Source organism: Myceligenerans indicum (assembly GCF_016742955.1).
Classification (GTDB): domain Bacteria; phylum Actinomycetota; class Actinomycetes; order Actinomycetales; family Cellulomonadaceae; genus Myceligenerans; species Myceligenerans indicum.
Window position 1 is genome coordinate 1 of record NZ_JABBYC010000003.1, and the last position, 17,925, is coordinate 17,925.

Annotated in this window: 13 protein-coding genes; 3 read left to right on the forward strand and 10 right to left on the reverse strand. The window is 71.8% G+C overall.

Annotation, left to right across the window (positions count from 1 at the left end; genetic code table 11):
- Window positions 1–143: 143 nt before the first annotated feature.
- Window positions 144–764 carry a malonic semialdehyde reductase gene (locus HGK34_RS03320; protein WP_201845169.1) on the reverse strand — a complete coding sequence of 207 codons (621 nt, stop codon included), beginning with the start codon at window positions 762–764 and terminating at the stop codon, window positions 144–146.
- Between the two features lie 195 nt (window positions 765–959).
- Between HGK34_RS03320 and tsaD the strand changes: the two genes are divergently transcribed.
- Window positions 960–2,012, forward strand: coding sequence for a tRNA (adenosine(37)-N6)-threonylcarbamoyltransferase complex transferase subunit TsaD (gene tsaD / locus HGK34_RS03325; RefSeq protein ID WP_201845170.1), 1,053 nt, complete (start codon window positions 960–962; stop codon window positions 2,010–2,012).
- On the opposite strand, the gene HGK34_RS03330 is transcribed toward tsaD, so the two are convergent.
- The 6 genes from HGK34_RS03330 to alr form a co-directional block, all read right to left on the reverse strand.
- Window positions 2,002–2,919, reverse strand: coding sequence for a sulfurtransferase (locus HGK34_RS03330; RefSeq protein WP_201845171.1), 918 nt, complete (start codon window positions 2,917–2,919; stop codon window positions 2,002–2,004). The two genes, tsaD and HGK34_RS03330, sit on opposite strands and share 11 nt — an antisense overlap.
- A gap of 124 nt (window positions 2,920–3,043) precedes the next feature.
- Window positions 3,044–3,553 carry a ribosomal protein S18-alanine N-acetyltransferase gene (gene rimI, locus HGK34_RS03335; RefSeq protein ID WP_201845172.1) on the reverse strand — a complete coding sequence of 170 codons (510 nt, stop codon included), beginning with the start codon at window positions 3,551–3,553 and terminating at the stop codon, window positions 3,044–3,046.
- Between the two features lie 19 nt (window positions 3,554–3,572).
- Window positions 3,573–4,313: a tRNA (adenosine(37)-N6)-threonylcarbamoyltransferase complex dimerization subunit type 1 TsaB gene (gene tsaB / locus HGK34_RS03340; RefSeq protein WP_201845173.1), complete on the reverse strand. Its 741-nt coding sequence runs from the start codon at window positions 4,311–4,313 to the stop codon at window positions 3,573–3,575.
- 64 nt (window positions 4,314–4,377) lie between these two features.
- Window positions 4,378–5,436 carry a glycoside hydrolase family 5 protein gene (locus HGK34_RS03345; protein ID WP_201845174.1) on the reverse strand — a complete coding sequence of 353 codons (1,059 nt, stop codon included), beginning with the start codon at window positions 5,434–5,436 and terminating at the stop codon, window positions 4,378–4,380.
- A gap of 46 nt (window positions 5,437–5,482) precedes the next feature.
- The gene (gene tsaE / locus HGK34_RS03350; protein WP_307815734.1) at window positions 5,483–6,004 is read right to left on the reverse strand and encodes a tRNA (adenosine(37)-N6)-threonylcarbamoyltransferase complex ATPase subunit type 1 TsaE; all 522 of its coding nucleotides are present in this window, start codon (window positions 6,002–6,004) and stop codon (window positions 5,483–5,485) included.
- Between the two features lie 140 nt (window positions 6,005–6,144).
- Window positions 6,145–7,461 (reverse strand): alanine racemase, encoded by a 1,317-nt coding sequence (gene alr, locus HGK34_RS03355; protein ID WP_372433067.1) that lies wholly within the window; start codon window positions 7,459–7,461, stop codon window positions 6,145–6,147.
- A gap of 81 nt (window positions 7,462–7,542) precedes the next feature.
- Between alr and HGK34_RS03360 the strand changes: the two genes are divergently transcribed.
- Together HGK34_RS03360 and HGK34_RS03365 are read left to right on the forward strand one after the other, a co-directional pair.
- Window positions 7,543–8,610 carry a pseudouridine synthase gene (locus tag HGK34_RS03360; protein WP_201845176.1) on the forward strand — a complete coding sequence of 356 codons (1,068 nt, stop codon included), beginning with the start codon at window positions 7,543–7,545 and terminating at the stop codon, window positions 8,608–8,610.
- Between the two features lie 103 nt (window positions 8,611–8,713).
- The gene (locus HGK34_RS03365; protein ID WP_201845177.1) at window positions 8,714–9,196 is read left to right on the forward strand and encodes a glutathione peroxidase; all 483 of its coding nucleotides are present in this window, start codon (window positions 8,714–8,716) and stop codon (window positions 9,194–9,196) included.
- A gap of 70 nt (window positions 9,197–9,266) precedes the next feature.
- Here the strand turns inward: HGK34_RS03365 and HGK34_RS03370 are convergent, their stop codons facing one another.
- From HGK34_RS03370 to HGK34_RS23425, 3 genes are all read right to left on the reverse strand, one after another.
- Complete coding sequence (locus tag HGK34_RS03370; RefSeq protein ID WP_307815706.1) at window positions 9,267–10,592, reverse strand: copper amine oxidase; 1,326 nt, start codon at window positions 10,590–10,592, stop codon at window positions 9,267–9,269.
- 225 nt (window positions 10,593–10,817) lie between these two features.
- Window positions 10,818–15,155 (reverse strand): choice-of-anchor G family protein, encoded by a 4,338-nt coding sequence (locus HGK34_RS03375; RefSeq protein ID WP_201845178.1) that lies wholly within the window; start codon window positions 15,153–15,155, stop codon window positions 10,818–10,820.
- Window positions 15,156–15,487: 332 nt separating this feature from the next.
- Complete coding sequence (locus HGK34_RS23425) at window positions 15,488–17,767, reverse strand: helix-turn-helix transcriptional regulator (protein WP_201845179.1); 2,280 nt, start codon at window positions 17,765–17,767, stop codon at window positions 15,488–15,490.
- Window positions 17,768–17,925: the final 158 nt, after the last annotated feature.

Consider the following 17,925-nt stretch of genomic DNA (forward strand, 5'->3'; position numbering starts at 1 on the left):
CCTTATCGTCGGCAGCGTCAGATGTGTATAAGAGACAGTTCTTGTCGTTCTCGTCGCCGAGGAAGGTCGCCGGAGGGAGGGAAGGAAGGAAGGAAGGAAGGAAGGAGGGAGGGAGGGAGGGAGGGAAGCGAGCGAGCGGGGCGTCAGAGGGTCTGGGCGACCTCGTCCAGGGCGAGGCGGGGCATGCGCCCGTGCGGCGTGCCGGCGCCGTCGGCCACTCCGGCGGCGATCATCATGAACGACTTGTAGCCCGTCTCGGCGAAGAACTCCGCGTCCACGGCCTCGAAGTCCATGCCGTTCATCGGGCGGAGCGCCAGGCCGACCGAGCGCAGGGCCACGATCAGGTATCCCGCCTGGATCAGCGCGTTCGAACGGGCCATCCCGTCGCGGACGTCGGCGGCGGGGTCGAGCTGCTCCTTGATGCCCGGGTAGACGGGGAACAGGCGCGGCAGGTGCTCGTGGAAGCCCGCGTCGTGGGCCAGGACGAGCGTGGCGGGAGCCGCCTCGACCTTGGACTTGTTGCCGTCGGGCAGGTGCTTCAGCAGCCGTGCCTTCGCCTCGGGCGAGCGCAGGACGACGAAGCGCAGCGGCAGGGTGTTCATCGCCGTCGGGCCGAACTTGGCCAGGTCCCAGGCGGCCTGGAGGTGCGCGTCGGTCACCTCGGCGTCGGTCCACTCCGTGACCGAGCGAGCGGTGCGGAACAGACGGTCGGCCGTGGCGTCGTCGATGGCGAGGGGCGCGGCGGCTTCTAGTGTCTCGGTCATGCCCGGCTCAACAACGCCGCGAGGCAGAATAGTTCAAGATTCAACCGTGACTCCGCGCACACCGTGGTGTCACGATAGCGCCGAACTGGCGGGAACACCGTCCGAAGCAGAACAAATCCGGCAGGCCTCCCGCAGCCCGGGTCACGCCGGCTGACTCCGGCGCGAGCCGGCCCGTGCGCGAACTAGCCTGGCCCCATGACGTCTTCCGGCGAACCGCTCGTCCTCGGCATCGAGTCCTCCTGCGACGAGACCGGTGTGGCTCTCGTACGCGGCAACGATCTGCTGTTCGACGCCGTCGCGTCCTCGATGGAGGAGCACGCGCGCTTCGGCGGGATCATTCCCGAGGTCGCCAGCCGCGCCCATCTCGAGGCGATGGTGCCCACGATCGAGCGAGCTCTCGACGAGGCGGGGGTCACGCTCTCGGACGTCGACGCCGTCGCCGTCACGGCGGGGCCCGGCCTGGTCGGACCGCTGACCATCGGGACGTCGGCCGCCAAGGCGCTGTCGATCGGCCTGGGCAAGCCCCTGTACGGCGTGAACCACGTCATCGGCCATGCCTGCGTGGACCAGCTCTCGGGCGGGGAGTTCCCCGACCGCGTCATGGCCCTCGTGGTCTCCGGCGGGCACTCCTCCCTGCTGCTCGTGGACGACATCGCCACCGATGTCACCGAACTCGGCTCCACGCTGGACGACGCCGCCGGCGAGGCCTTCGACAAGGTGGGCCGGCTGCTCGGCCTCCCCTACCCGGGTGGCCCGCACGTCGACCGGCTGGCGCGGGAGGGCGACCCGACGGCGATCCGCTTCCCGCGTGGCCTGACCGCCCCGAAGGACCAGGAGCGCCACGCCTACAACTTCAGCTTCTCCGGCCTGAAGACGGCCGTCGCCCGCTGGGTCGAGGCCCGGACCGACGCGGGCAAGGACATCCCGGTCGAGGACGTGTGCGCGTCGTTCGCCGAGGCCGTCGCCGACGTACTGACCGCCAAGACCATCGCCGCCTGCCGGCGGCACGACGTCGACACCCTCGTCATCGGCGGCGGGTTCTCCGCGAACTCGCAGCTGCGCGAGATGGCCGCCAAGCGCTGCGCCGAGGCCGGGATCACGCTGCGCATCCCGCCCATCCGCCACTGCACGGACAACGGCGCGATGATCGCCGCGCTGGGCTCGGCGGTGGTCCGCGCCGGCGTGGCCCCCAGCGGCCTGGACATTCCCGTGGACTCGTCGATGCCGCTGGAGACGATCACGGTGTGACCGGGCGGCCTGGCCCCGTCGCCACCTCACGGGTGGGGTCGTTGGACCACTGGGACCACGAGCCGGGGAAGAGCGAGGCCACGATCCCGGTCGCGGCGAGCGCGGCGACCTCGTGCGATGCCGTGACACCCGAGCCGCAGTAGACGCCGACGCCGTGGGCCTGACCGGGCTCGTCCGACCTGGCGGCACCGTCAGTATGAAGGCCCAGTGCGGCGAACCGCTCCCGCAGTCCGGCGTCGTCCAGGAACCGGCCGTCCTCGGCGAGGTTTCCTGTCGTGGGTGCGGACAACGCCCCCGGGATGTGCCCGGCCTGCGGGTCCACCGGCTCGACCTCACCCCGGAAGCGTTCCCCTGCTCGTGCGTCCAGGAGTGCGCCGTCACCGCCGGCCAGCGCGGCAGCGCCGTCGGCGTCGAGGACCGGCATGCCGCCCGGCCGCACGACGACGTCTCCCGGCTCGGCCGTCACGTCACCGGCCTCGAGCGCGTGTCCGGCGGCGTTCCACGCGTCGAGCCCGCCGTCGAGGATGCGGACGTCCTCCAGCCCGAAGTAGCGCAGCAGCCACCAGGCCCGTGCCGCCGACGTCCCGCCGACGCCGTCGTACACGACCACGTGGGAGTCCTGGTGCACGCCCCAGCGACGGGCGGCTTCCTGGAAGGCGGCCGGCGACGGCAGCGGGTGCCGCCCGGCGGCGGGTGACGCGGGCGCGGCGAGCTCGGTCTCGAGGTCCACGTAGACCGCCCCGGGAAGGTGCCCCGCGCGGTAGCGGTCGGCGCCGTCGGTCATCCCGAGCGCCCAGCGCACGTCGAGCACCACGGGTGTCCCCGCCGCGGGATCGCCGGGCGGCCCACCGGTGGCCCCCAGGTCCGACGCCAGCTCTCCGGCCTCGATCAAGACGTCTTCCCGCACGTCAGCGCTCCTCTCGTCACACCGGGCCCGCCTCGGCGGCAGGCCCGGTTCCTGGCACGGCGATCACTGCCGCCGAGCGCGCGCGGCGCCCGGTTCGCGTCCTGGCCCCCGTTCGCGGGGCCGTTCAGGCGGCGTCGCCGTCGTCCGCGGCGGCACGCGGCTCGGACCGCAGGTCCAGCCGCATCGTGTAGGCGTCCTTGTTCTCGGGCTGGTAGTAGCGCTTGCGCACCGCCAGCACCTCGAAACCGGAACGACGGTACATCGCGAGGGCGGGCTCGTTGTCCACCCGCACCTCCAGCAGGACGGCGTTCGCCTTCAGCTTCCTCGCGTGCGCGATCAGCTCGTCCAGCAGCAGGCGGCCCACACCGCTGCGCTGGAAGGCCCTGGCGACACCGATGGTCATGACCTGCGCGTCGTCCCCGTCGAACCAGAGCCCGGCGTACCCGATGACGGGATCGGGGCCGATCGACCCCGGTTCGTCCACGGTGGCGACGATGTACCAGCGGCCGAGCGCAGCGAGCTCGTCGGCGAGCATGCCGTAGGTCCAGGCACCCGCCCCGAAGAGTTCGCGTTCCAGCCACAGCACGCGATCGAAGTCGGAGCTGCGGAGCGGGCGCACGTGGAACTCGGGCATATCACCAGGATAGGCCCGGTCAGCCGAGCGCGGGAGACTTCGGCGGCGCCGGTTCCTGCACATCGGGGCGCCGGAGGTAGAGCGGCTCGGTCGGCAGGGCCAGGCCGGCGTCGCGGCGCGCGAGGGCGAGCCGGGCAAGGACGGTGGCGTCGGGCAGGAGCGGGGCGTCGTCGTCGAGGGGCAGGACGTCGGGATACAGCGCGGCCCCCTCGCCGACGACGACGGCCCGGGCGCCCGCAACGCCCGTCGCCGGACCTGCCACGGCGCCGGGCTGCGCTTCCGCGACCGCCGCCGCACGGCCGACCTCGGGCCCTGCGACGGTCCGGACCACGGGCACGCCATGAGGCCCCTCGTGCGCGACGACCCGGTAGCGGGCCCAGTAGACCTCCTTGCGCCGGGCGTCCGAGGCGACCAGTACCTCGTCGTCGGGATCGAGCCCGAGATCGCTCACCGCCTGCGCCGCGAGACCGTCGAGGCTCGGCACACCGAGCACGGGGATCCCCACCGCGAGCGCCAGCGTCCGTGCGGTGACGAGCCCGACCCGCAGCCCGGTGAACGGCGCCGGCCCGGTCCCGGCGACGACGGCGGTCAGCGCGGTGCGGTCGGTCCCGGCGTCGTCGAGGACCTGGGTGATCAGCGGCGCGAGGGATTCGGCGTGCCGCCGCCGTTCGCCGGACGAGCGGGCGGCGAGACGACCGCCGGTCTCGCTCACGAGCGCGACGGACACGGCGGCGGAGGTGTCGATGGCGAGGACTGGCACGAGGCCAGCGTAGTTCGGGACGGCGGAACCCAGAACTCGGGGTGTCCGGCGGGCCGCGACCGGCTCAGAAGTCGTCCGGCGTGCGGATCCGGTCGCGGATCCAGCGCCCGGCCTCCTTGAGGGAGCCGGTCCCGTACGACCCGCCCGAGCAGGTTCCCTCCGTGAAGACCGCACCCGACCGGTGGTCGTCGGAGAAGTTCCAGTTCACCCAGCTGATCTTCTTCTCCGCCGCGAGGTCGAGGTACTGCTGGGACCTGGCGAAGTCGTCGGCGCCCTCGCCCGCGTAGTCCTGGGTGCCGAACTCGGTGATGAACACCGGGACCTGGTCCGCGGCGCGGGAGAGGGCGTCCAGGTACTCCTGGCCGTGCGACGCGGCGTAGAAGTGGAAGGTGTACATCACGTTCGAGGCGTCGACCGGGTCGTTCACCACCTCGGACTCGTCCGAGCCGTCGGACACGCCGAAGGACGACCATCCCGGCGTCCCGAGCAGCACGACGGCGTCGGGGGCGTGCTCGCGGATCACCGGCACGATCTGCTCGTGGTAGTTCTTCACGGTCTGCCACGACACGCCGTTCGGCTCGTTCGCGACCTCGTAGATGATGTTGTCCTGGTCGCCGTGACGCTCGGCGACGGCGGTGAAGAACGTCCTGGCGCGCTCCAGGTTCACGGTCGGGTCCCCCGGGTCGAGCAGGTGCCAGTCGACGATCGCGTACATGCCTCGTGCCGTGAGCATGTCGATGTAGGTGTCCACGAGGTCGGTGAACCTCTCCGGATCGGTCTCGTAGCCTCCTTCCTGCACGTAGGTGGAGATCCGCAGGACATCGGCGTTCCAGTCGTCCGCGAGGGTGTCGAGCGAGGCGTCGTTCACGCACCGGGCGTACCACTGCGTGCCGTGCGTGCTCATGCCGCGCAGCTGGATCGGTGTGTCGTGCTCGTTGCACAGGTTCACGCCGCACACGTGGAGGCTGCCGTTCGCCGCGACCGGCGTGGCGGGATCCGGTGAAGTGCTGGTGGGGTCTGCCGGTGTCACGAGGCCGGGTACGGCCAGGGCGGCCAGTCCCAGCACCGCGGCCGCGACGACTGCGACGACCACGACGACCACCGGCGGGCGACGGGTACCCACGTGAAACTCCCTCGATTCGTGTCCGCCGGGCCAGGATCTTGCGTGGTCAGGCGCGCGGGCCCGTCCACCGCTCTCCGACGCCGCGGATCGTCGCGCGCCGCACGCCGGACTCCGGGTCGTCCGGATCGGGCTCTCCTCCGCGCGGCCGGGCGAGGTCGATCTCCAGCCGGTCCTCCGTGAGGGCCTCGGCGAGGCCGCGACCCCACTCGACGACCGTCACCGACTCGTCCAGCGAGGAGTCCAGGTCCAGGGCGTCGAGCTCGCCGAGACCGCCCAGCCGGTAGGCGTCCACGTGCACCAGAGCCGGGCCGCGTGTCCCGTCCTGGCGCGGGAGCGGCGGGTGCTCGCGCGCGATGATGAAGGTGGGCGAGGCGACCTGCCCGCGCACGCCGAGTGCGCGGCCGAGCCCCTGCGTGAGGGTCGTCTTCCCGGCTCCGAGATCTCCGGTGAGGATCACGAGGTCGCCCGCGCGCAGCAGTTCCGCGAGCGTGGCTCCCAGGGCGCGTGTCGCGTCGGCGTCGGGCAGTTCCAGCGTCACGGATCCGGCACCGGCTCCGAGTGCCCGCACCGCGGCGCGGACGGTCGACGCCGCCACCGCGTCCGCATCGCTGCCTTTCGCGGGCGCGCCGTCCTGGGGCGTCGTGCCCGTCTGCGATGTCGAGCCCGCGCCCGCCGTCGCGCCGTTTCCCGGCGTCACCGTTCTCCCGCTCATGACCATGCTCCCCGGCCGGCCGGCGCGCCGAGGATCGCGCCGTCCGCACCCACGTCCTGCGTACCGGCGTAGACGCGCGGGACGCGCGCCGCGATACGGGTGACGATCTCGTAGCTGATGGTGCCTGCGGCCTGCGCCCAGTCCTCGGCGTTGGGCGCCCCGGCGTGCTCGACGCCGTCGGCCTGCCCGAACAGGGTAACGACGTCCCCGGCCCGCTCGGTCGCGTACGGGCCGAGGTCCACCATGATCTGGTCCATGCAGACCCGGCCCGCGACCCGGACGACGCGCGCGGCGCCGGGGCCTGCCTCCCGTGAGGCGAGGTCGCCCACGCCGCCGCCCACCAGCACGGGCCCTCCCGGTCCGAGCGCTCCGCCGCTGGCGTGGCGCGGGATGCCGTCCGCGTACCCGAGGGGGATCACGCCGAGGGTGGTGTCCTGGGACGTCGCGTAGTGCAGCCCGTAGGAGACCCCGCTGCCGGCGGGGACCCGTTTCACGGTCGCGAGTCGCGCCTCCAGCGTCATCGCGGGCCGGAGCCCGTAGCTGCTCGGGACGCTGATCTGCGGCACGGGCGTGAGGCCGTACATGGCGATCCCTGTCCGCACGAGGTCCCAGGCCGTGTCCGGCCGCGTGAGCGTCGCGGCGGAGTTGGCGAGGTGGCGCACCTCGGGTGCGAACCCGGCGCGCTCGACGGCGCTCACGGTGTCCTCGAACGTCTTGGCCTGGGCGTCGATGCTGGGATGGCCCGGCTCGTCGGCGCACGCGAAGTGCGACATGACGCCGGTCACCTCGATCAGCCCGCGCAGTTCGGCGGCGCGCGCCAGCACGCCGGGCAGGTCGGACGGGGTGATCCCGTTGCGCCCGAGCCCGGTGTCGACCTTGAGGTGCACCCGTGCGGGACGCCCGGAGGAGCGGGCGGCATCGGCCGCCGCGTCCAGTCCCCACGGCGCCGCGACGCCGATGTCGATGTCCGCGACCAGCAGGTCCTCCAGGGGTGCACCGGGCGCGTAGAGCCAGGTGAGGATGCGCGCATCGGCGGGGGTGACACCGCCGTGACGCAGCCGCAGCGCCTCACCGGTCTGCGCCGCGCCGAGCCAGGTCGCTCCGCCCGCGAGCGCCGCCCGCGCGGTGGGCAGCAGCCCGTGGCCGTACGCGTCGCCCTTGACCACGGCCATGAGCGCGGCACCCGGGGCCGCGCCGCGCAGCGCTCGCACGTTGTCGCGGATGGCGGTCAGGTCGACGACAGCGCGGGCGGGGTACTCGGGATCGAACCCGGGCAGGACACCGGCGGGCGGGGTGGTGCTCACGAAGGCGATTCTCCCACCGCGTGGGCGGCCGCGTGCGAGAGGTCCGGGACGGGCGGGTGGATCCGGATCGCGCACGGGCTACGGTGAGGCGTGCGCTCACCCCTGCCCGTGCGCGACGGACTCAACCCCACGCGGCTCGTGCTGCCCCACGACGCGGCGACCGTCGCGCTGTACCCGACGTCGTACGCGTGGTTGCTCGAGCGGTTCCCCGACGACGCCGTCCGCCTGCGCGAGAAGGTCGCCGGGGGTGAGGTCGTGACGGAGCGGGGTGAGCCGATCACTCCCGGCACCCCGTACCGGCCGCGGGGTTTCCTGTTCCTGTACCGCGACCCGCCGGCGGACGAGCCGGCCGTTCCGTTCGAACCGGAGATCCTGCATCGCGACGACGACCTGCTTGTGGTCGACAAGCCGCACTTCCTGGCCACGATGCCGCGGGGCCGCTGGATCCGGAACACCGTGCTGGTTCGGCTGCGGGCGTCGCTCGACCTGCCGGAGCTCAGTCCCGTGCACCGGCTCGACCGGCCCACGGCCGGGGTGCTGGTTCTGACCGTCCGCCGGGAGGTGCGGGGCGCGTACCAGATGCTCTTCCAGGAGCGGCAGGTCAGGAAGGTCTACGAGGCGGTCGCGCCGCTGCCACGGCTCAGATCACTGTCGGTGGACGACGGCGGTCGCGGCGCGGCGGACGCGGACGGTGCGGATCACGCAAACGGCGGTTGCGGCGCGGCAGAGGCGAACGGCGCGGCAGGCGACCCGCCGTCGGACGCCGATGTGATCCGCCGGCTGGCGGACGGGCAGGCCGTCACGATCCGCTCCCGGATCGAGAAGCATCGCGGCACCGCTCCCGCACAAGAGCTGCCGGGCGAGCCGAATGCGGAGTCGCTGATCACGCTCGTAGCCCGCGACGATGCTCGCGGCCTGGGCCGGTACCGCCTCGAACCGCGCACCGGGAAGACGCACCAGCTCCGGCTGCACATGGCGTCGCTGGGTGTGCCGATCCTGCACGACCCGTTCTGGCCGGTGCTGCGCGAGGACGCCGCGGACGACTTCGACCGCCCGCTCCAGCTGCTGGCTCGCTCGCTGGAGTTCCGCGACCCGTTGACCGGCGACCCGCGCCGCTTCGAGTCCCGCCTGTCGCTCGGCGAGTTCGCCGCACCGTGAGACCACCGCGGTTCGCGGCGCGGTCCGCGCGGTGACTCAGCCGGCGCGTGAAGAACCATTCACCCGGTTCCGGACAGGTGTCCCCTGGTGCCAGGATGGGCGCATGAGCCTCTACGACATCCCCTTCCGCCGGATGGACGGCAGCGAGACCACGCTCGCCGACCATGCCGACGACGTCGTCCTTGTCGTCAACGTCGCGTCCCGCTGCGGTCTCACACCGCAGTACACGGCGCTCGAGCAGCTCCAGAAGACCTACGCCCAGCGCGGCTTCACCGTGATCGGCTTCCCCAGCAACCAGTTCTTCCAGGAGCTCGGCAGCAACGACAAGGTCGCCGAGTTCTGCTCCACCACCTACGGCGTGACCTTTCCCGTGGTCGACCGGGTCAAGGTGAACGGACGCCACACGCACCCGCTGTACACCGAGCTGAAGAAGACCGCGGATTCGGGCGGGCACTCCGGCCGGGTGCGGTGGAACTTCGAGAAGTTCCTCGTCCTGCCCGGCGGCGAGGTGCGGCGCTTCGAGCCGCGCACCGTCCCGGACTCCCCGGAAGTGGTCGAGCAGATCGAGGCGCACCTGCCCCGCTGATCCCCGCCACGACGGGTACGACGCGTCGCGCCCTGTCGCCCGGCCACCCTGTCGCCCCGTACCGGCGCCCTCACTCCGCGGGCGGCGGGCTGCCGTTGACGGTCTCGCGGGACGGCGGCGCGTCCGGACGGGTCGCCGTGACGTCGCGAGGAATCATCGTGAACCCCTGCCAGTGGGACTCCATCGGACTCTGCTCCTCGTCGCGCGGCACGTGGTGGAACCCGATCGCCACCCACGCCACGACGTCGTCCAGCTCCTGGCGGTCCGCCACGTAGTCCGGTACCCCGCGTCCGCAGTGGCCGTCCCGGTTCGCCGTCGCGAACAGCTCGCAGTCCGACGCCTCGGTGAACGCGATGTCGTAGCCGCCGTGCTCGTGCCCGTCGTCCCGCGTGAACGTGAACGACGACGACGCCCCCAGGTCGATCTCGTAGCTGACCGGGTGGCCGTCGTCGTTCCGGCGGTCCGGGTTCACCACCCGCCACCAGCGGCGGTCGGTCATCGTCCGGGTGTCCTCCCGGCCGATGCCGGTCAGGCTTCCCGACACCACACGGGACTTCGGCCCCATCTCGTCGGTGTCCGCGGCGTCGTACTGCTCGACGCGCTGCCCGCCGCGGCCGCCGAGGGCCCAGTGCATCTTCCACACCACGTTGTGCGAGTGGCTGGCCGCGTGGTCGTGGTCGCCCTCCCCGACCGCCCAGCCGTGCGCGGCGTCCGTGTAGTCCGCCGGCGACAGGTCTCCGGTGGCCCCGAGCTCCGGCGTGATCGACCCGTCCGCCCCGAACGTGTACTGGGTGACGTACTCGTACCAGCCCACCTTCGAGATGGTCGAGAGCCGCAGGTCCGTCCGCCGCTCCACGAGCGGCTCGTCCCCGGGTTCCTCCCCGGTCGCGTGGTACGAGATGCCGCCGTCGACGGTCTCCCGGCACAGCACCTCGCGCGGCTCGACGCTTCCCACGCTGCCGTCACCGATCGTGGGCACCGGGGTGGTCAGCCGCTCCCCGCCGCACGACCGGGCGGTGAGCGTCAGCATCGACCGTCCGCCGAACCCCTGGGACGTGATGTCCTCCGTGTTCCGCAGGCCGGTGTCGTACGGCACCTCGAGCTGCCCGAGCGTGAGTGACGCGAGCACCTGCAGCGGTGCGTGCCCCGCCGGGGCGAAACTCACGTCCTCCAGCACCAGCCCGGCATTGTGGTCGACCCTCCAGCACATCGTCCACGCCGAACCGTTGCCGAGAGTCTCTGTGATCGGCTCGTTCTCGGCGCAGTCCGGTTCCTGCACGGCGGACGACCGCGCGGAGAGCCCACGCGGTCCCGGCTCGCCACCCGTGGTCGGTCCGCCCAGGAACACGATCAGCGCCGCCGTCACCGCCCCGACGGCGACCAGGACCGCTGCCACGGCACTGCGGCCGTTCAGCGGCCGTACTCGACCACCGATCCCGCCCCGACGTCGTGCACCGCTCTGATCCGGCACCCTTCCACCCCCTGAGAATCGCTGGTGAGCCCCCTGGCCCCCACCGATCTTCAGACACGGACCGGCCCGGCGCGACTTGCGTCACGCCGGGCCGGCCGCGGTTCTCTCCGTGGCGCCGACCGTCAGGCGGTCGGCGCTACGGCCGGTTCGTCATCCCAGGCGCATCACCTTCCGTCGGCGGATCAGCACCGCACCTGCTGCGAGCAGCAGGAACGACAGGGCGGCGTACCGCCATGCCTCCGAGCCGGTCGCGGCGAGCCGGCCTCCGCCGGCGCCGTCACCGGCGCCGTCGTCGCCCGCCCCGTCCGGGCTTGCCGACTCATCGCCGCCGGGAGCCGGCGGGTCGAAGAAGCTGGCCAGTGCCCGGTCACCATTGACGGCGCTCGTGGCGACGCCCACGTGGATCTCCGGGGTGAAGTCGGACGGGATCGTGAAGGTCCAGCTGACGACACCGTCCTCGTCCGCCGCGGTCGCCTTGAACGTGATGTCCGACCCGTGGATCTCCCCGATGACGAGCTCGCCGGGGTCGAAGCCCGAGGCGTAGAACGTCTGGGTGTCACCCGGAGAGACCGTGCCCTCCTCGAACCAGGCCTTCAGCACACGGTCCATGCCGTCCGGACCACAGACCGCGATCGGCACCGAGGCACCGTCGCTGCCGTCCTCCGGCGTGGCGAGGATCTCGTAGAGCCCCGGGTCCGAGCCCTCGGGCACCGCGACCGTCACCTGGAAACCGCACCGGTCGTTCACCGTGGCCATGACCGGTTCGCCCAGGGGCTCCCCGTCCGGACCGGTGAGCTGCACCTCGACCTCGGTACCGGCCGTGAAGCCCATACCGGTGACGACCACGTCGCCGCCGGCCATCACGGTCTCCGTGGTGGCGAACATGGTCGGGGCGGAGCATGCGCCGCCACCCTGACCGTCCGAGACCACGTACACCATGGTGGTGGCCTCGAGACCGGTGGCCTCGTCGACCCCGACGACGGTGTGCACGCCGATCTCGGCGTCGTCCGGGACGTTCAGCGCCATGACGAACGTTCCGTCCGCCTCCGCCTCGAACGGCTCGGGTTCGCCGAGCACGTTCCCGTCCGCGTCCGTCAAGTACAGGGTCACCATGCCGTTCGGCGTGTATCCCGTACCCGTGATGTCCGTGGAGGCACCGGGTTCGACCTCGACCGGCTCGGCCGTGACCGCGGGGTCGATCTCGCCCGTGTCACCACCGTCGGTCACGGTCAGCGGGGCCTGCACCGCCGTGTCCGTGGTGTCGTCGGTACCGGTCACCATGAAGTCACCCGGCTCGGCGTCCTCGGGAACCACGAGCGGCGTGGTGAACATGCCGTCCGCGTCCGTCGGGACATCGGCGACCGGATCACCGACGGGGTTGCCGTCGGCGTCGGTCAGCTGGACCGTGACGGTGCTGTCGGGCGTGTAGCCCTCACCCGTCACGTCGGTGCTCCCGCCCGGTTCCGTCTGCGACGGATCGGCCGAGAGCACCGGGTCGATCTCGCCCGGGACGTCCGGCTCGTTCGACTCGCTCGGCGCCACCGTCAGCGGGGTCTGTGCCGGGGTGCCGGACTCGTCGTCGGTTCCGATGACCGAGAAGTCACCAGGCTTCGCGCCTGCGGGAACACACAGCTCCACGCTGAACGCACCATCCGCATCCGTGTCAGCCATGACCGGGTCACCCACGGGGTTGCCGTCGGCGTCCGTCAGCTGCACCGTCACCGTCGAGCTCGGCGTGTAGCCCTCACCCGACACCACCGCGCAGTCACCCGGAACGACCTCGGCGGAGTCCACCGAGACCGCCGGCGCGACCGCGTCCAGCGGCGGAGTCACCGTCAACGAGGTCTGTGCCGCGGCGCCGGTGGTGTCGTCCGTGCCGGTGATGGTGTAGTCGCCCGGCTCGGTCTCCTTCATGATCACGGCGGGAAGGGTGAAGCCACCCATCTCGTCCGAGACGGTCGTCACCGGACCGCCCACGGGGTTGCCGTCGGGGCCGACCAGCTGGATCGTGACAGTGCTGTCGGGCGTGTACCCGGCGCCGACGATCTCCGTGGCATCGCCTGGCGCCACCACGTCCGGATCGACGACGATCGTCGGCGACATCCCCGGCTCGGGTGTCACGGTCAGCGGGGTCTGTGCCGGGGTGCCGGACTCGTCGTCGGTACCGATGACCGAGAAGTCACCAGGCTCCGCGCCTGCCGGAACACACAGCTCCACACTGAACGCGCCGTTCGCGTCGGTGTCGACCATGACCGGGTCACCCACGGGGTTGCCGTCGGCGTCCGTCAGCTGCACCGTCACCGTCGAGCTCGGCGTGTACCCCTCACCCGACACCACCGCGCAGTCACCCGGAACAACCTCACCCGGATCCACCGAGACCGACGGCGCGACCACGTCCACCGGGGTCACCGTCAGCGGATCGTCCGCCACCGCACCCGTGGCGTCGTCCGTGCCGGTGATGGTGTAGCCACCCGGCTCGGCATCCGCCGGGACCGTCACCGGCGTGGTGAACATGCCCGTATCGTCCGTGTCAACCGTGACCGGGTCTCCGACGGGGTTGCCGTCGGCATCGGTCAGCTGCACCGTCACCGTCGAGTTCGGCGTGTAGCCGTCGCCGGTCACGTCGGTGGTCTCGCCCGGTGCGACCTCGCCCGGATCCACCGAGACCGACGGCTCCATCGGAGCCGGCTGGATCATGACGGGGGTCTCGGCCGGGGTTCCGGTCGTGTCGTCGGTGCCGATGACCGTGTAGTCACCCGGCGACGCGTCCGCGGCCGGGCAGACCTCGACCGTGAACGCGCCGTTCGCGTCGGTGTCGACCATGACCGGGTCACCCACGGGGTTGCCGTCGGCGTCCGTCAGCTGCACCGTCACCGTCGAGCTCGGGGTGTACCCCTCGCCCGACACCACCGTGCAGTCGCCGGCCACGACCTGCGCCGGGGCGGCCGAGAGTGCCGGTGTCACGGCGGTGAACCCGCAGGCGTCGACCCGGACGGCCGAGTTGCCCAGACCGATGCTGCCCAGGTCGCCCTGCGCCAGGCCCAGCCAGAGCGCCGAGACCTGGAGCGAGTCGAGGGACTCGTCACCGGCGTCTGTCGTGCAGGTCGTCGTCTCCTGGTGGTTGATCTGCAGCGAGACGAACTGCGTGACCACGTCGAACACCGGTGACAGGGCGTTCCCGACGGTCTGTGTGACCAACCCTGTCTTGATGTCGGTGATGAGCAGGTCGAACACCGCGTGCCCCTCGTCGCTGACGAGGAAGTCGTACACGGTGGCGAACACCGGGGTCAGCAGCACGCCCGCGGTGTTGACCGTCGTCGCCAGGGCGGTGCAGATGATCGAGGCGGTGGCACCCGTGCAGTTCTGCTCCACCGGCGGGAAGTTCCCGCCGGCCGCGTCCGCCAGGTTGACCGTCCACGACACATCGATGACGTCGCCGGGAAGCGGGCCCTCCTGGTACCACTGGCAGCTGATCGTGACGGCGCTCAGCGACTCGTCGATCGCGGTCGCCATGATCTGGATGGCTTCCTCGATCAGCTCGTGCACGCCCTCGGCGACCTGCGGGTAGGTCTGGTCGTCGATGACCTCGGTGTTGGGAGCGAGGCCGTTCATGCCGGCGTCGTCGCCCCCGGCCCACGGGTCGTTGCCCTCAACCAGGTGCTCCAGGTGGATCTGCGCCTCACCGGTGGAGAAGTCGATGGTGACGAGCTGGTTGGCCGAGGTGAGCGGCTCACCCACCACGGCGTTGACGATCGTCTCCTGCATGTTGGAGTCGACCGAGCAGTCCGGCGCGGGAAGGCCGGGAACGTCCAGCACGCTGATCAGATCGGTGACGTCGAAGACCTGGTTGACCAGGTCTTCGACCGTCGTATCGATCTGACCGCCCAGGTCGTAGATCTGCGCCGCGGCATCCTCGATCGCCGGCGAGTGCAGCAGCAGCGAGGCATCACCCAGGACGTACTGCCCCGGGCCGGTCACCCCACCGTCCGGATCCAGGAACACGCCGTCCTCGGCGATCACCTCGGAGCCCATGGCGCCGAGCTGCAGGTCGAGCCGGTCGGCCACCGCGTCGGTGATGCCGGCCACGCCCGCCGTGTCCGCGAGGGCCAGGAGGTCGAGCGTCGTCGTCCCCCAGTCGCCCTCGGCAGTTCCGTCGATCGTGACGCCGCCGTCGGGACCGATCAGCCCGGAGGCCGCCCGTCCGTCGAACGGCGAGGTGGCCTCACTGGTGCTGGCGAGTGCTCCCAGCTGGCCGAGATCCATGAACTGGTCGACGGGCAGCGCGACGTCCCCGAGTTGCAGCAGCTGGGACCCGAGCAGATCGGCGTCCAGGTTCTGGGTGTTGGGACCCGCGTCGGTGTCCCAGCCCGCGTCCGAGGTCGCCGCACCGACGAGCTCCTGTTCCATGAGCTCAGACATCAGCACACCGGCCCCGGCCTCCGCGGGGTCGTCAGGGTAGGTGTCGAGCGCCTGTGCGGGGACGCTCAACCCTGCGACGCAAAGCGCGGCGCCTGCACCGATCGCGACAGGACGCTGCCATTTCGCGCCACCTCGCAATCGGCGTCGTCGTGAAGACAACTGTGTTCGCCTCAAAGGAATTCACTCCTCATAGGTTTCGCCGTCTGGGCGGCGCCGGAATTACGGCGGGAACGTGAAAAACACACGAGTCCCACGTTCAGCGAACACAAGATTCTGAGCATATGCATGCTCTGTCATCAGATATGCCCCAACGCAGGCGAGCGCAACATGGAGCACTCAATACATTTCAGTTGAGCTAAGACTGAAATATTCTGATCTTTCGCACCCTCGGGCTCCGGCGGCTACACCTCGGCGGCGGCCCACCGCGGCGGGCACTCCTCGGCCAGGCGGATGAGATCCCTGCGGTCGCGGATGCCGAGGCGGCGATACACCTGCCGCAGCCGGTTCACCACCGTGCGTTCGGAGACGAACACCGACTCGGCGATCTTCGAGTTCGTCGCGCCCTTCAGCGCCAGGCGCACCATCGTCCTCTCGTCCCGGCGAAGCCCCTCCCACCGATTGCTCGCCACCGCACCGCCGGAGGCGGTCTGCGCCGTGTCGATGCCACGTGTCCAGCCCGCCAGCCCGGCCAGCTGCGCGAGGGTCCGGCCCCGGTCGAAGGCCGCCACCGCCACTCCCGCATCCCCCCGCGCCGCCCGGAAGCGACCGTACGCGACGAGGGTCCGCACGTGCTGGCGGATCGACGCCGGGGGCGTCGAGGCCCGAACCGCCTCGTCGAAGGCGGCCAGTGCGCGCTCGCCGTCCGCGAGCAGGGCCGCCCCGCGCGCGGCGGCCGCCCGCAGGTCCGCAGACAGGGCTCCGCAGTCGTTCACCGCGCTGCCCCCGATCGCCGCCGACAGCGCCTGGACCTCGCCCGCGGACACCGCCGCGTCCACCAGGTCGGCCCGCACCATGACCGGGCACTGGTACGGCCACCGGCACTGCTCGGCCGACACCGCCAGCAACGACACCGCCTCGCGCGCACGGCCGAGCAGGAGGTGGGCGGCCCCGACGTCGGCGGCGAACTCCGCGGCCGCACGTGCCGACCAGTTGCCGAGCGCGTCCGGCACACCCACATCCGGCACCCGGCCGTCGATGGCCGCGTCGGCGAGCGCCGTGAGCCCGCGCGGAACCAGCCAGCCGTCGCACCCCGGACGGAGCCTGCGGATGATATCGAGCTGCCGTCGCACGTCGTGGAACTGGCCCTCGACCGCGGCGACCATGGCCACGCTGAGGCTCCGGGCCACCTGCTCCGCGACCCCGCGAGCATCGTCGTCGACGTGCGCGGCCACGAGCGCGCGGGCGCCCGACACGTCCCCGAGCATGAGCCGCATCCTGATCTGCAGCTGAAGTCCCAGCCAGTGCTGGCCGGGCGTCTCCCCCACCGCCTCCAGGTCGGCACGGAGCCGGGCCGGGTCACGCACGACCCCCTCGGACTCGACCCGGAGTGCGGCGGCCGTCAGGCGCCGGGACGACTCGCGGGCAGGCTCGGGGATCCCGGTGGCGGCCCGCCACCAGACGTGGTCGGCCCATTCCCGGCAGTCAACGTCTCCCGACGCACCTGCGCGCGGCACGCCCCAGGTCTGGCCGGCCAGCACCGACACCGTGAACGCCAGGGCACGGTTCTTCGGGCACGCCACGGACAACGGGCCTGCTCGCAGCACCGGGTTCAGCTCCTGCATGTGCAGGCCGCGGAGCATCGCCTCGCTCCTGCGCTCGGCGGTCGGCGCGGCAGGGGGCTCGGCCTTGTTCCGCTCCGCGCACAGCACGGCCACGAGCGGATGGCGCAGGAACCACGTGCCGTCGTGCGCCTCGGTGAGGCCGAGGCCGGCGAGCACGCGCAACGACGGGTCGTCCCCGAGCCCGGCAGCCCCGTCCCAGGGCTCCTCGCCGAGACACGACCCGGCCTGGCGCAGCACGAAGGAGGCGAGCAGGTCGGCGCCGGACTCGTCGACCCTCTCGAGGAGGTGGCGGTAGGTCCGGCGGGCGGCGGTGCCTGCCGCGTCGGGCCCGTGCCAGAGCGCGCCGCCGCGCAGCTGCGCCACCGAGAGCTCCTGGGCCAGTTCGAGGGCGAGCCGGGGGTTCCCCTCGCTCCACCAGGTGATCCGTTCGACGACGTCCGCGGCGATCGACAGGCCGAGCGCGTCGGTGAGGAAGGCGCGCAGCGCGGGCGCCCCGAGAGGCCCCAGGCGAAGGACGTCGAGTTCGTCCGGGAGCACGTCCGGCGCCAGTTCCTCCGCGGCGACGACGACCCGGCAGTCCAGTGCGAACGCCTCGTCGGCCAGGCGCTGCAGCCAGGCGAGGCGTTTCTCCGTCAGCACTCCCGCGTCGTCGACGAAGACGACGCGCGGGATCTTCCCGCCGAGGTTCTCGGTGACGCTCTCGAAGAAGCCGGTCGCGACGTTCCCGTCGGCGTCCGAGGGCAGGACCACGAGGTCCGATCGTTCGGTCGGGCCGAGGAACCGGGCATGCGGACGGCGGGACCAGATCCGCTGCACCCGCAGCACCGGGACGTCCGGGCCCAGACCGCGCAGCGCGTGCATGACCGTCGCCGTCTTCCCGGAACCGCTCGGGCCGATCACCATCAAGGTACGTGGATCGATCTCTCCGGCGACCCCGGCGATCGTCCGCGTTTCCCGGTCTCTTCCGTGAAGCGCGTATTCGCGCAGGTTCTCTGTCGACAGGTCGACGGTCTGTCGAGGCTCACCATCGAGCACTCGAGTCGGTACAGTCCGGGTCC

Excerpts from the sequence above, each read along its gene's own strand:
- HGK34_RS03365 (WP_201845177.1), top strand. The coding sequence starts at position 8,714 with ATGAGCCTCTACGACATCCCCTTCCGCCGGATGGACGGCAGCGAGACC.
- tsaD (WP_201845170.1), top strand. The coding sequence starts at position 960 with ATGACGTCTTCCGGCGAACCGCTCGTCCTCGGCATCGAGTCCTCCTGC.
- rimI (WP_201845172.1), bottom strand. The coding sequence starts at position 3,553 with ATGCCCGAGTTCCACGTGCGCCCGCTCCGCAGCTCCGACTTCGATCGC.
- HGK34_RS03320 (WP_201845169.1), bottom strand. The coding sequence starts at position 764 with ATGACCGAGACACTAGAAGCCGCCGCGCCCCTCGCCATCGACGACGCC.